Source organism: Symploca atlantica LB2515 (assembly GCF_052546295.1).
Window position 1 is genome coordinate 216644 of the sequence record NZ_JBQWMT010000001.1, and the last position, 15080, is coordinate 231723.

General features: G+C 42.8%; 7 protein-coding genes. 2 read left to right on the forward strand and 5 right to left on the reverse strand.

Annotation, left to right across the window (positions count from 1 at the left end; translation table 11 throughout):
* Positions 1-106: 106 nt before the first annotated feature.
* From ACT7WV_RS01030 to ACT7WV_RS01045, 4 genes are all read right to left on the reverse strand, one after another.
* Positions 107-1033 carry a diguanylate cyclase gene (locus ACT7WV_RS01030; protein WP_445101105.1) on the reverse strand — a complete coding sequence of 309 codons (927 nt, stop codon included), beginning with the start codon at positions 1031-1033 and terminating at the stop codon, positions 107-109.
* A 78-nt stretch (positions 1034-1111) separates the two neighbouring features.
* Positions 1112-3112 carry an ATP-binding protein gene (locus ACT7WV_RS01035; RefSeq protein ID WP_445101106.1) on the reverse strand — a complete coding sequence of 667 codons (2001 nt, stop codon included), beginning with the start codon at positions 3110-3112 and terminating at the stop codon, positions 1112-1114.
* A 150-nt stretch (positions 3113-3262) separates the two neighbouring features.
* Positions 3263-6145, reverse strand: coding sequence for a GAF domain-containing protein (locus tag ACT7WV_RS01040; protein WP_445101107.1), 2883 nt, complete (start codon positions 6143-6145; stop codon positions 3263-3265).
* A 605-nt stretch (positions 6146-6750) separates the two neighbouring features.
* On the reverse strand, positions 6751-6936 hold the full coding sequence (locus tag ACT7WV_RS01045) for a hypothetical protein (protein WP_445101108.1): 186 nt from the start codon (positions 6934-6936) through the stop codon (positions 6751-6753).
* A 231-nt stretch (positions 6937-7167) separates the two neighbouring features.
* Between ACT7WV_RS01045 and ACT7WV_RS01050 the strand changes: the two genes are divergently transcribed.
* The gene (locus ACT7WV_RS01050; RefSeq protein ID WP_463424133.1) at positions 7168-7815 is read left to right on the forward strand and encodes an ABC transporter permease; all 648 of its coding nucleotides are present in this window, start codon (positions 7168-7170) and stop codon (positions 7813-7815) included.
* Between the two features lie 89 nt (positions 7816-7904).
* On the opposite strand, the gene ACT7WV_RS01055 is transcribed toward ACT7WV_RS01050, so the two are convergent.
* On the reverse strand, positions 7905-8552 hold the full coding sequence (locus tag ACT7WV_RS01055; RefSeq protein ID WP_445101110.1) for an ABC transporter permease: 648 nt from the start codon (positions 8550-8552) through the stop codon (positions 7905-7907).
* Positions 8553-9064: 512 nt separating this feature from the next.
* Here ACT7WV_RS01055 and ACT7WV_RS01060 point away from each other — a divergent pair.
* Entirely contained in the window at positions 9065-14866 is a 5802-nt protein-coding gene (locus tag ACT7WV_RS01060; protein ID WP_445101111.1) for a CHAT domain-containing protein, read from the forward strand.
* Positions 14867-15080 lie beyond the last annotated feature (214 nt).

Below are 15080 nucleotides of genomic sequence, written 5' to 3' on the forward strand. Positions count from 1 at the left end.
TCTCGATACAATTACACAAAAATCGTATTTTTGCGTATTTATCTAAGACACATTCATGCTTTAAATCAGCAGTAATTAATCCATAATTTAACTATAGGCTTGTTATTCAGCATTGACAAATAGCCTGATTACTCCCTTGCTTTTTAGCATGATCAAGAGCTTGGCTAGCTCGTTGGAGAATTGCATCAATTGTTAGATCCACTGATTGATAGCTAGCCACTCCAATACTAATAGTTACTTGAAGAGATTGTTCTCCCACAGGAATTACAGTTTGGCTAATACATTTTTGGAGGCGTTCAGCCACATCAATGGCGCTTCTGCCATCAATTTCTGGTAGAATTATTAGAAATTCTTCTCTTTCCCATCTTCCCAAAGAATCGATTTTTCGTAAGGAATTAAAGACAGTTTTTGCTATTATTTTAAGAACTTGATTTCCCACAAAATAACTATGGGTATTATTAATGTGTTTAAAAACATCAATATCAAACATCAGCAGAGAAAAAGGTCGATTGTACCGGCAAGCTCGGTTAAATTCTTGTTGAACACGTTCCCCGATATAGCGATGATTCCAGATTTGGGTCAGAGAATCAATTGCTGTTAAATTCACTAGCTCATTCATACATTGTCTCAATTGTTCCTGAGTATGCTTTAATTCTAAATGAGTTCGCACGCGAGCAAGAAGCTCAGGAGCATTAAAGGGTTTGCTAATATAGTCAACCGCTCCCTTGGCAAACGCTTCAATTAAATGGTGTTTCTCATGGCTGGCAGTGAGAAAAATAACTGGAATTTCGTCTAATCTAGAGTCACTTTTGAGTTGAGAGCAAACTTGAAATCCATTCATTTCTGGCATCATTAAGTCCAGTAAAATTAGGTGAGGTTGAGCAGTAGCAACGCGCTCAAGAGCTTGCTCTCCACTAGTGGCAAAAGTGGTATCGTAGCCCACTTCTTCTAAAATATCGGCAATAACTTGTAAGTTATGACTTACATCGTCAACAACTAAGACCAAAAATTCTTCAGGGTTAAAGGGTTTCATTAGGAAATAGAGTATAGAGAAAACAAGGGAGCCAAAGAGGAATTCATAGCACCAGATTCTTATAAAATCTCTCCTCTATCACCCCGTTTTTCCATCTTTTTCCAGAGCTTCCCTAACTTGCGAAAATTGTTTGATGGTTTCCGGCAAGTGCTTCCAGTCAAACAATTTCAGTTGAGTATCTAATTTTGTGACATACTCAAGTAAAACTGGACAGTGATACTCCAATGCCCATTGATTTAAGCGTTCGGTGAAGCCTCGTAACTCTCGTCTTTTCATCTTTATTTGCAATTGCGGCCAGAGAGTTTCCTCTTCTCTTTTAAGTTTTTCAATCAACTCTGGTATCCGAGACTTATTTTTAACATCATTTTCTAGAAAAGGTGTCTCTTTCTCTGGTGTTTGTTGCACTAGAGAAAGTGATTTGTAGTCAGTTTGAATGGGCAAAACTCTTTTGAGTTCCTCAACTAACTGGTAACGGCTAAAAGGTTTGCGGAGAAACCCCCGACATAATGCTTTCAATGTGGCTTCATCTGACCGACAACTGGAGGCAGTTAAAATTATGATGGGAATAGTCTGCGTCTGTTCTTCTTGCATTAAGACTTTTATTGCTTCTAACCCATTCATTTCTGGCATTCTTAAGTCCATTAGAATGACATCAGGATGATACATTTTAGCCATTTCAATTGCTTTAATCCCATCGTCAGCAAATAGTAGATGGTGTCGGGTTCCGGCAAAATAGCCTTCAATAAGGTCAAGGTTGGATTGAATATCATCCACAGCCAGTACTGTTGCTGTTTGAAATTGATTAAGGTTTTCATCGGCTTGAATCAAAGGTTCCTCAAGCTGTTTAACTTCTACAAGACGAACCTGCGGGAAAATGATGGTGAAAATTGAACCCTGATCCAGTTGACTATCTAACTCAAGACTCCCCCCCAACAATTGAGTCAATCGCTTAGAAATTGCCAATCCTAAACCTGTTCCTTCATACTTATTTAGGTATTGTCCTGAACTTTGAACAAATGGCTCAAAAATAAGCTGCTGTTGTTCAGGTGCAATCCCAATACCCGTGTCGGAGACAGCAATGGTGAGGGAGATTGAAGATGGGGGAGAGGTGTTATAAGACTCTGGTGCTATAAATTCCTCTTTGTCTTCCTTGTCCTCTAAATGACAATGGACTGAAATTTTCACCTCCCCTCGCTCCGTAAATTTGATAGCATTACTTATCAAATTAAACAGAATTTGACGTAGACGCACTTCGTCAAACAACATCCCAGTTGGAATGGATCCTTGAATCTCAACAAACAATGCAATACCTTTTTCTGTAGCTTTGAGTTGGAAGATTTGTTGGATTTCCTGAAGTAGTCTGAGAAAGTTAATCGGTTCGTAGTCTAGGTTGAGCTTACCTGCTTCAATTTTGGAGAGGTCGAGAATATCGTTAATTAAGGTAAGCAGCATCTTGCCACTAGCACTTATTGACTGGATATAAGAGAAAGATGGTTGATCTATAATTCGTTCCAACAGTAAGTGACTAAACCCCAAAATAGCATTCATGGGGGTGCGAATTTCATGGCTCATATTGGCAAGAAACTCACTTTTAGCTCGATTAGCAGCATCGGCATTCTCTTTAGCTGCAAAAAGTGCAGCTTCTGCTTGTTTGGTGGTAGCAATTTGTTCTTGCAAATTCTGATTAATTGCCTCTAATTGCCTAGGACTTGGCAAAGACAATGCTTGAGGCATGAGGGGGATTAAAGACAAAGCTGTGTAACAAGAAATTAGTGCTGTTGCTGCTTTGATAAATCCAGAAACCCAATAGGCAGGATACCAGAGTGTCCAAATCTCTATTAAATGGGTAGTGCCACAAGCAATAATAAACAGGCTAAATAGACCAAATATCGATTTAAATGGCATATCCTTTCTTTGTTGAATAAAATATACCAGTCCTATAGGAATAGAGTAGTAGGCAATGGCAGTCAGTGCATCGGAAACAACGTGCAATCCAACTAAATTACTTTGCCAGAGGTAACAGTGTCCATGGGAGATAAATTTTTCTGAAAAGAATAATTTTTTTAATAATTCCAACATCTTTAAGTACTTCTGAAGGCAATCTCCAAAGCCACAAACTGTATTTCTAAGCCTTGCCGACAAAGACAGGGACTTACCAGTTTAATTACTGTAAGCATCTAAATGCCCAATAGCTTAATTTTCGGTAGGATGCACCCAGATAATTTATAACTAATAATTTAACCTATTTCTTTCTAGAGCTTTCCTAACTTGCGGAAAGTGCTGTAGAGTTTCCGGCAAGTGTTCCCAGTCAAACACTTTAAGTTGATTATCTAATCTTGTGACATACTCAAGCAAAATCTGACATTGATGCTCATAAGCCCATTGGTTTAAGCGTTGGGCAAAAGCTCTAATTTCACGCCGTTTCATCGTTATTTGCAGTTGCGACCAGAAGGTTTCTTCCTCTATCCGTAGTTTTTCAAGCAACTCCAGCAATCTCTCTCCCTCAAATTCTTCCGCTGGCTCAATTTGCTTAATTTCTACTAACTCAACTTCGAGTGTCTCGACCTTCGCTAGAGAAACCTGAGGAAAGTTTAAAGTAAAAGTTGAACCCTTACCAAATTGACTTTTTACCTCAATCGTGCCACCAAGCAATCTGGTTAATCTTTGGGTGATGGTTAACCCCAACCCAGTACCGCCATACTTACGATTGATGCTTCCTTCGTTTTGAACAAATGCCTTGAAAATCTGCTGTTGTTGTTCAACGTTAATGCCAATGCCTGTGTCTTCAATGGCAATAGTGAGCAAAGTTTGGGGAGCTAGGGAGGATTTTTCTGAATCTTCCTTGTTTTTCTTGTCTGCCAACCTTTCTTGCCAACTAACTGATATCTTGATGTGTCCGTTTTCTGTAAATTTGAGGGCATTGCCGACGAGATTAAAGAGGATTTGACGGAGGCGAACTCCATCAAATAGGATTCCGGTTGGGACGGTTTCTTGAATGTCTGTTAAAAGTGTTAGGTTTTTTGAGCTTACCTGTTGACTGAAAATTTGTTGAATTTCCTTAATTAATAGGCGTAGGTTGAGGGATGCATAGTCCACTTCTAATTTACCGGCTTCAATTTTGGAGAGATCGAGAATATCATTAATTAGGGCAAGAAGTGTGTTGCCACTAGAACTGATAGATTGGACATAAGATTTTTGCCGGGGTTCAGTTACGCATTTTTGCAGCAATTCGCAAAAGCCTAAAATAGCATTCATGGGAGTGCGAATTTCATGACTCATGTTGGCTAAGAATTCGCTTTTGGCTCGATTTGCGGCTTGGGCAACTTGAGTGGCTTGTTCTAGGGCTTGATTTTGGTGCTGGAGTTGGTAGCGTTGCTGTTTTTCTCGTTCGAGGAGTTGGGCTTGGACGAGGGCAATACCGAGTTGAGCAGCAACGGCTTCAAAGAGTACAATTTCCTCAGGAGTCCACTGCCGATAGTGATCGCATTGGTGTAAGCCAATCACCCCATTGATTTGTTCCTGGTAGGAGGTACGCACTGCCAGCATCGACTTGATTTGAAATCGTTGACATAAGTGATCAAAGGGTTGCAGCAGAGGGTCTTCTTTAACATTATTAGAGACAACTGCTTCTTCCTGACTGAGTACTTGCTGGGCATGGAAATTTCCCTCAACCGGAATCTCTTCTCCTAAAAATGAGACCAAATCTCCGGCTAGATACTCTGCTACAACCGGCATTCTAGGTACGGGTGCAGCAGTATAGTTATGGATAATGCAGCGATTAACTCCAAATGCTCGTCCAATTTTCAAGGCAGCCGTCTCAAAAATCTCTTGAGTATCCAGAGTTTTTCGGATTTGTTCCGTGATTTGCTGAAGCAAACGGGTATGTAGAAGCTGGTGTTCTAGCGCCTCTTCTACTAGCTTGCGCTGAGTAATATCGCTGGTACTTACTACTACCCCTGAGATGATTCCCGAAGACTCGTAGTAGGGATAATAAGAAACTTGAATAAATTTTTGACCCGCTTGCTCAAAGTTAAACCAATGCTCATAATGAACTTTCTCTCCTAATAAAGCACGATCTAAGTAAGGCTTGACGGTAGTTGTAAATATATTCTCCCCCAAAATTTCAGCAAGAGAACATCCGACAATCTTGGTACTTGGCAAGCCAAATCTCTGTTCGCAGATGGGATTAACAGCGCGATAAATATAGTGGTGGTCAACAAATGAGATTGCTTCTTGAGAAGAGGAGACAATTTTTTTGTAAACAGCCAAAGTAGCTTCTGTTTTTCGGCGCTCACGATTTTCCTGTTGTACCTGCTCAAGTAAAAGTGCTTGCTGAATACCAATAGCAATTTGAATTGCTAAATCCCCGATTAATTCCACTTCTTGGTTATGCCAGTTACGAGGAGTGGCACATTGATGGGCAATGAGTAAACCCCATAGTTTTGGTGATGGAGTGATGGGATAACGAGGTGATGAAGGAGAGGTTTTATAATACTCTGATAACATAAATTCCTCTTTGTCTCCCTCGTCCTCCTGATCCCTTTCCCTATCCGGTGTAAGTAAAATTGGAACAATAAGACTGGCTCTGATTTGGAGTTCTTCGTGGAATTGAAGGTTACAGTCACTTAAGTTGGCTTGGTAAATATCATCAATGGCTCGTGCTTGACCTTGAAGAAAATGGTCTTTACTTGAATCGTAAAAGCACGGTTTTTCCATTTTCCAGCCCAATATAGAGGGCCAATCTTGTGTTACGGATGCGGCTACTACTTCACCACTCAAGTCTGGGCTAAGCTGAAATACGACTACGCGATCGCACCTCAAAAATTGTCGTACTTCCTCGACAGTAGTGTTGAGTATGGTTTGCCTCTTTGAGGACTGGCGAATCCGCAGGGCAATGGTTCCGAACAACCGCTCTCGCTCTCGGCTGTCGCAGAGTTGACTGTGCAGAGCCGCTCGATACCAAACTGTGCTAACTGCATAATGGAGCTTTTGCGATGTTAGTTGTTCCTTAACTAAGTAGTCTTGAATTCCAGTATTTATCCTCAACAATCGTGTAGCTATACTCTGAATCTTGCCTAGGGTAGCAACGACAAACCTTTCGAGCTTCTGCAAAATCTTCAATGATTAAAATCGTAAACATTTGATAGTTCATTTTTACATTTAGGTCAGGATGAAGAAGAGCTTAGGATTATGGCGAATGTAAGATATACATACCTGACTATTATTGGAAGCACTTTATCGGTGTAGCCTTCGCCACCAAAGTGCTGTAAGCGTTGTAATACATTGTTACTAATTTTTTCAGGATCGCTAATGAGTAATTGCTCAATGCAAAGCTAATCCTTAACAGACCATTATGGCATTAATCCAAATCATATCTCTAAGTCTATTTCCTGGGCTTTCTTCACCTGTGCAGGAATCATCACCTTACATATCAAAGACCAAAGCTCTACCCACGCCGCCTTAGTTTACCCATCAAAATCACTCCCAAGGCTTCTTTCCAAAGTAGTGATGATCGCTAGACCTACAGTCTCATAATATCGCGCCTTGTCCTTTATCTTGAGTGGACGGGAAGACCCCCACTAAAACTGGAAGGGGGCTTATCGAGCATAGTGAAGTACCCCTGATCTAAATACTATAGCGATCGCTATCAAGGTTAGGACAGATTTAATGGCTGAAACGACCACATACCAGTGATAAACCCTCTGCCTTTTGCTAAATTAACTCAGTTGATGACGAAATCTATTAATACTGACAAATAATAACACTGTGGCAAAGAGTGCCAAGGCGATCGCATGAGGCCAGAGCACTCCTAAGCCGATACCCTTTAAAACAATTGCTCGCAAAATTGCTACATAATGACGTAAGGGATTGAGAATTAACAGGTGCTTGAAGATCATAGGCATACTTTAAAAAGCGATAGCCTCAGTGGTCTCTGGCGGTGAGAGTAACTGAGTCGTAAATATTTACTTTTACTTAAAATATATCTCTATAGGTAGGTTATAGTTTATGAATTTTAATGAAATGTAGGCTACGGTTGTAGATTCCAATTAGCCGGAAATATTTTTAGTTATTTTTAATTGTAAGACTCAAGTTTTACTGATTTTTAGCCTAATTATTAGTCAAAGTTTACTGTTATGATCTTTCTTTTTAATAATTATCAGCTTGTTTTTCATCTCCTATTAGAACACCTAAAAATGACAGGTTTGGCAGTGATAATTGCTGTAGCAATCGCTGGTTCGTTAGCTTTACTTGTGGCTTGCTACCCCTGGCTAAAAATTCCAGTAATGGGTTTACTAGGAACTTTATACACATTGCCAAGCCTGGCATTAATTGTGTTATTAGTGCCGATTTTTGGCTTGAATAGTCAGTCAGTAATTGTGGCGATGATTATCTACACCCAAGTGATTTTAGTACGCAATTTTTCAGTAGCAGCACAATCAATAGAACCCTCTATTTTGGAGGCAGCAAAGGGTATGGGCATGAATTACTGGCAACGTTGGTGGTGGGTACAGATGCCACTGATTTTACCCATTTGCTTGGCCGGTGTGCGTTTAGCAACAATTGTGGCAATTGCGATCGCTACCATCGGAGCTAAGTTTGGTGCGGGAGGACTAGGAACATTACTCTTTGATGGTGTTGCTCAAGCTCGCAATGACAAGATTTTAGCAGGTGCAATTCTCGTAGCTTTCTTAGCTTTATTAATTAACGCTATCTTACTAGGATTAGAGTGGTTAACTAGTCCGGCTAGAAGAATCAGGCAAGCTTCTGAAAATAGAAAATAAGTGACGATAAATGGAAAATTGAGCTGTATACATCAATGTCTGGCTTGTCGCCTCAATTAACCATTGGCACTAGTAGCTTTTTTTTATGTTCAAATTCTCGCAGTCGGTGTTACAAAGTATCTTTGCAGGGTACTCAAACTTACCTCAGCTAACAATGCGAATACAGCTACAGGAATAGCCCCCACCAAAAGGATTGCATTGTCGTACAAAGCAAAGCCCAGTACAATAAATTTGCCGAAACCTCCTGCTCCAATAAAAGCGGCAAGCGTTGCACTGGCAATTACTTCCACCGTCGCAGTTTTAATGCCAGCAATAATTACAGGCAACGCCAAGGGAATTTTAACTTGCCAAAGCACTTGCCAAGGTGCCATTCCCATCCCTTGCGCTGCTTCAATGATTGGTGGATTAATGCCACGAAACGCAACATCTGTACTGATGAGAATGGGAGGCATAGCTAAAATTGTCAAGGCAACAACCGCTGCTTGAAATGTCAATCCTAAATAGGGAATAGCCAAGAATAAAATTGCTAAACTAGGGATAACTCGTAAACTATTAAAACTGTTAATTAATACAGCAGATGCTGTCCGGGAACTAGCACTAAGAAACCCTAGAGGTAAACCCAAACCCAAGCTAATAGCTAGAGGCACTAACACTAGCTTTAAGTGCTGCCCTAGAGCCAGAAAGAAGGAGTCGGAGTTACTTAGGGCGTATTCTAGAGCTTGAGCCAAGATATTCATGAATTAACCAGAAAAGTTGGAGCGAGCCTACCACTAAAACCGCACTTTGATTTTATCGCCACAACTGGGAGAAAGCTCGATGGATGGGTATAAAATGTATACAGGGGTCAGCAAGATCACCCGAAGATCAGAATCTTGGAAAACAAAAACGGTGTAGTCAAGCTCTAAGGAGTCTAGGATTGCTAGTCTAATTTCCTAGTTTTTAGCAACAAACAAGGCATTGTCCAAAGTCAAATCAGTAGCACACCAGCAACTAGAGGCTAAAATTCCTGAAATTCCGTAAACATAGTTAGTGCTTGATTAGTGAGAATTTTCAGCCATAACTGCCAAGAGGCATCTTGACAAACTGCTGGGTTTCATGTGTAAATCTGAATCCTGCAAGTTGCGTGCTGTGGTGGTTGCTACGATGGCGGTTGGCTTGAGTAGTCAGGTAATTAACGACTACCATTCAATTGAAAGGGTGCTCGCAGCAAACTAATAGTTAGTTCCTTGCTTATAGGTGAGGCATCTAGATGAAACAAGTTACCCGATTCCTAGCAACCCTGTGCTTGAGTGCCACCATTGCCCAACAGCCACTGCAAGCAGAACCGATTCCTGCGGTGGATGGCACTGGCACAATTGTTACTCCTGATGGCAACCAATTCTCGATCCAAGGAGGCACAGTATCAGGAGACGGGGCAAACCTTTTCCACAGTTTTGAGCAGTTTGGACTGGATGCTGGCCAGATTGCCAACTTTCTATCTAATCCTGAGATTCTCAATATCCTAGGCAGAGTTGTTGGCGGTCAAGCCTCCGTTATTGATGGTCTAATTCAGGTAAGCGGGGGCAACTCTAACTTATTTTTAATGAACCCATCTGGGATAATCTTTGGCCCTAATGCCAGTCTCAATGTCCCAGCAGCATTTACGGCTACCACTGCCACTGGTATTGGATTCGATCAAGACAACTGGTTCAATGCCTTGAGTCCGAATGACTACCAGAATTTAAATGGTACACCCTCTAACTTTGCCTTTAACCTTTCTCAACCGGGAAGCATTATTAATGCTGGCAATCTTGCAACTGCGGCAGAACAGAATTTAACCTTGCTTGGTGGCAACGTAATCAACACGGGAAAACTCAGCGCCCCAGGAGGTAACATTACCATTGCTGCAGTTCCCGGTGAAAATCTAGTGAGAATTGCTCAACCCGGTAACTTACTAAGTTTAGAGATTGAGTCACCCAAGACAGCACAGGGCCAGATACTACCCATCACACCTTTAGATTTACCAAACTTGCTCACAGGCAGTGCTGGAAAGGTGGAGACAGGACTCAAAGTCAATCCCAATGGCACGGTACAATTGACTAACTCCGGCACCACTATACCCACTGAAGCAGGTACAACAATTGTTTCTGGCACCCTTGATGCCTCCAATACTTCCCCACTCACTACTACCCCTTCAGTAAGTGTCTTAGGCAACAAAGTTGGGCTATTTGGTGCCACAATCAATGCCTCTGGTAATAACAGCGGTGGCACAGTACTCGTTGGCGGTAATTATCAAGGACAAGGTACAGTACCCAATGCCTCTCGCACCTACGTCAGCAGTGACTCGACAATTAATGCCGATGCCTTGATTCAGGGCGATGGTGGCCGTGTAATTGTTTGGGCAGATGAAGCGACAGAATTCTTAGGTAAAATCATCACTACTGGGGGAACTCAGGGGGGCGACGGTGGTTTCGTCGAAATTTCGGGTAAGCAAAGTTTAGTCTTTGATGGTCAAGTTGATGTTAGTGCGCCTCTCGGTAATAATGGCACCCTTTTATTTGACCCAGAAAATATCTTTATCACAGCGACGGATCCGAGTCCCAATGATAATGAATTTGACCCCATTGCCTCTCCAGGTGGTGTACCAGGGGAAGTTTTACTAGCAGATGGAGTTGGTCAAGATTTCTTCCTCAGCGCGGCGGCCCTAGAGACTTTTAATGGCAATATCATCCTAGAAGCCGCTAACAATATTACCATCGACCCTGGTTTGTCCTTGAACTTCATCGACGCCGCTGGAATTAATCTTCCAGCACCACTATCGGTTACTTTTACTGCCAATGCAGACGGTATTGGGGGTGGAGATTTTTCCATGGATTCTACCCAATCCATCACAGCAGTGGGAAGAAATCTCACGATTTCGGGGGCAAATGTCACCGTTGGCAATATTGATACAGGTGATTCCCTATTTAGACAGGCGGGTGCTGTAGACTTAACCGCGATGGGGGGAAGCCTCTCTGTAGGCAATATCACCACTAACGCGGACTTTCTCAACGGTAACGCTGGTAACGTTAACTTGACTGGTCAAAATATCAATATCGCAGGCAATATCAACTCCCAGGCGATTAATAACGCTGGTATTACCGGTGATGGTGGTAATGTGACCATTGATGCTGGCGACACCAACATTACCTTTGCTGGAACCGAAATTAATACCTCTAGCGCCACCCAAAATGGCGGCACTCTTAACCTTACTGGCAATTTGGCCTTCACTAATCCTACTTTGTCCATCACCACAACAGGGGTGACAGGGGGCAATGTTAGCTTAAATAACCTGGTGAATGGCACAACTGCCGATGGTAACAGTCTGAGTGTCAATGCCGGCACAGGTAACGTGAGTTTCGGGGGGACAGTAGGCAACTTCACTCCCCTGGGAAACTTAACCATTAACAGCACTGGAACCACCCAATTTAATAGTCTTGTCAATGTCCTTAACCTAGCGACAGATGCCGGTGGCACCACTCAACTCAATGGAGGAGTCACAACTACTGGAGACTTAGGTCAAAGCTACGGCGACGATGTAATCTTTGTTGGTGACCTCAGTCTAGAAAGCAAGGCAATTAACTTTGCTGGTACAGTTTCAGGTAATGGTAATCTTATCCTGAGAGCAGACGAAATTGACTTTGCTGGTGCAGTTTCTAGCAATGGCGATCTTAGCTTACAGCCTTTTACCCCTACTCAAGCGATCGCTATTGGTGGAACTGCTGTTGATAACCCTGGCACCCTTGATCTTACTGGGGCAGAAATTAATCTATTACAAAATGGCTTTAACCTAATCACCATCGGAGGATTTGACGGTAGCGGTGCTATTACCTTAGCTAGTGATACTACTTTCAATAGCTCAGTGATTTTGCAATCGCCTGTTGGCTCAGGAGCGATCAACACCACAGGATTTACCCTCACTGGAACTGGACTTAGCACGATCACTCTGCAAGCTAATCAAGATATTACCACGGGCAATATTATTACTCCCGGCGGAGAGATTAATCTGACTAGTAATGCGGGCAATATCAATACCACTGGCGGGACACTTGACAATAGTTCAACGACTACCGGTGGGGGATTGAGCAACATCGCAGCAATTAATCTGCAAGCTAATCAAGATATCACCACTGGGGATATTATTACTCCCGGTAGCAAGATTATTCTAACTAGCAATGGCAGTATCAATACCACTGGCGGGACGCTTGATACAAGTTCAACAACTGCTACCGGGGATTTGAGCGAAACTGCCAGAGTTACCCTGGAAGCTAATCAAGATATCACCACTGGAGATATTATTACTCCCGGTGGCAAGATTAGTTTAACTAGCAACAACGGCAGTATTGATACTACGACAGGGCAGCTTGGCTCAAGCTCAGCAGCTACTAATGAAGGTGTAGCAATTGAGCTTGAGGCTAATAACCAAATTACCACAGCCAATATATTCTCTAATGGGTCACAGGGCAACGGAGGAGACATTAGTCTCACTGGTACAACGATTGACACCACAGAAGGTGTGCTTAGTAGTACCTCTGAAACTGGTGAAGGAGGAGAGATTAACCTCAATGCCACTCAAAACCTAATTACAGGGGATGTAGTTGCCAATAGTGTACAAGGACAAGGCGGCAGTATTAGTTTCAACGGTGGGACGATCAATACTACTGCTGGAGAAATATCGGCAACTTCTGAGAATGGTAACGCAGGAGCGATCGCATTTAATGCCACTGACGATATTAATACAGCCAATATTAATGCCAGTTCTGTCAATGGGACGGGGGGTAATATTAATCTAGACACTACAGAAGGCAAGATTAATACTGCTCAACTTGATGCCAGTGGAGATGCAGGGGGAGAGATTAACCTGACTGGTGAGGCAATTGATACTACTGCTGGAGTAGTCTCGACGGCTGCTAATGGGGGAAATGCAGGTGGAGTTATCTTCAATGCCACTGACGATATTAATACAGCCAATATTAATGCTAATTCTGTCAATGGGACGGGGGGTAGTATTGCTCTGAGTAGCGATGAAGGCAAGATTAATACTGCTCAACTTGATGCTAGTGGTGGAAGCGCAGGAGGAGAAATCTCTGTGTCCACTATTCAGGGTAATATTAATACCTCTGACCTGGAGGTTAGTTCTACAGGAATAGCAGGGAAGATCACTCTTACTAGCGAAAACGGTGCCATTGTCACAGGCAACCTTAACAGTTCCGGTTCTACTGGGGGTGAACTTTTCCTCAACGCTGCTACAGCCATCACCAGTGGCACAATTAATAGCAGCGGTAGTTCCGGCAACGGCGGTAATGTTACCCTTGACCCCAGTGGTGACATTCAAGTCACCTCAATCAATGCTCAGGGTGGTGATAATGGTAGCGGTGGCAATGTCGGCATCACAACTGGTCGATTTTTTAGAGCAACAGGCAGCTTTACTGACCGTAACAATCTCCAATCCAGTATCTCTACCGCTGGTGGTCAAGGCGGGGGTAATATCTCTATTAACCACGGAGGCAGTGGTGTAATTCCTTTTGATGTTGGTGATGCCACCACTAATGGCACACTAGGTGCGCTGACTACTGGCGATTTTACCATTGCCCCGTTTGCCTCTTTCCTATACACAGTCACACTAGGCAATATAGGGGTGATTAGTATTGATGAACCCCCGCCACGCCCCCCTCTTCTTGAAGAACCGCAGATTAATCCTGTTAATCTCACTGACCCCCAAGGCCAGCCAGAACAATTGGTAGTGAATATAAATGACCAATTCGACGCGATTAGAAGCGCTGAACAGTCATTAAGCCAAGATTTTACCCAATATTTTGGACTAGAAGAGACAGAAGGCACTAGTTTACCGGAAGTACAAAATATTCTACGCCAGATAGAGACCGCCACTGGTATTAAACCAGCAATTATCTATGCGGTGTTTGTTCCCGAAACTATTACCCCAGTCCCAGAAGATAACCCAAACTCAGCAGAACAATCCTCAGCGGATAGTCAAATTCCACCCTTATTGCGTTCTCAGACTCACCAAGATAGCGATCGCTTAGAGCTTATACTAGTTACGGCGGAAGGGAAACCGATTCGCAAGTCAGTTAACGCCACCAGAGGTCAAGTGCTCTCAATGGCGAGAGAATTTCGGGGTAGTGTGACCAATGTTAGAGACTCTGATGGCTATCTCCTCCCAGCCAGACAGATGTATCAATGGCTAGCGCGTCCCCTAGAGGAAGAGTTAGAACAACAAGGCGTTGGTCATCTAGTTTATATTATGGATCGTGGTTTGCGGAGTATTCCTGTCGCTGCCCTCCACGATGGCAATGGGTTTATTATCGAAAAATATAGCGTTGGTTTGATGCCCAGCATTAGCCTCACTGATACTCGCTACAGGAATATCAAGGATTTTGAGCTGCTAGCTATGGGTGCGAGTCAGTTTGAAAACAAAAATCCCCTCCCAGCAGTGCAAAGAGAGTTGACGGAGATTGCTCAAATCTGGCCAGGGAAATCCTTCCTTAATCAAGAATTTACGCTGAAGAACCTCAAGTCGCAAATGACCGAGAGTAAGTTTGGCATTGTCCACTTGGCAACTCATGCCGAATTTTTGCCAGGGAAACCCTCTAATTCTTACATTCAGTTTACAGACACCAAGCTGACCCTTGACAAAGTGCGCTCCCTTGAATTGTATAAACCGCCAGTAGAATTATTGGTGCTGAGTGCCTGTCGCACGGCGTTGGGAGATGAAGAAGCTGAGTTAGGCTTTGCTGGGTTAGCAGTGATTTCCGGTGCTAAGTCAGCCTTGGCAACTCTTTGGTATGTTAGTGATCAGGGAACGCTAGAGTTAGTAGAAGATTTTTATAAAAAGCTGAGACAACCAAAGATTAGCATTAAGGCAGAAGCTTTGCGACAGGCTCAACTAGCGATGTTGCGAGGGGAAATACCAGGAGAAAATTCCTCCGCACCAGAATTAGAAGGACAAGGGAATTACGATTTTTCGCATCCTTATTACTGGGCAGGTTTTACGATTGTTGGTAGTCCTTGGTAGAGGCTGTTACTCCCGGTTCACCGATTTTTTCAGGAGTTAATTTGTCACACATTTAAATTGGGTATGAGTAGCGACCAAGATGGTTGCACTACAAGGATTTGCCAATTATTGACAATAAGCTTTAAATGATCAACTTAAATCGGTGAAGTAAGTAATAGTAGTAGGAATTAGCTAGAAGCCAGAGAAGGCAGTTGCAGTTATTGAGGACTGCTAC

Bases quoted from the DNA above. Each gene is read 5' to 3' on its own strand.
- ACT7WV_RS01030 (WP_445101105.1), bottom strand. From the start codon at position 1,033: ATGAAACCCTTTAACCCTGAAGAATTTTTGGTCTTAGTTGTTGACGAT.
- ACT7WV_RS01035 (WP_445101106.1), bottom strand. From the start codon at position 3,112: ATGTTGGAATTATTAAAAAAATTATTCTTTTCAGAAAAATTTATCTCC.
- ACT7WV_RS01045 (WP_445101108.1), bottom strand. From the start codon at position 6,936: ATGCCTATGATCTTCAAGCACCTGTTAATTCTCAATCCCTTACGTCAT.
- ACT7WV_RS01050 (WP_463424133.1), top strand. From the start codon at position 7,168: ATGATCTTTCTTTTTAATAATTATCAGCTTGTTTTTCATCTCCTATTA.
- ACT7WV_RS01055 (WP_445101110.1), bottom strand. From the start codon at position 8,552: ATGAATATCTTGGCTCAAGCTCTAGAATACGCCCTAAGTAACTCCGAC.
- ACT7WV_RS01060 (WP_445101111.1), top strand. From the start codon at position 9,065: ATGAAACAAGTTACCCGATTCCTAGCAACCCTGTGCTTGAGTGCCACC.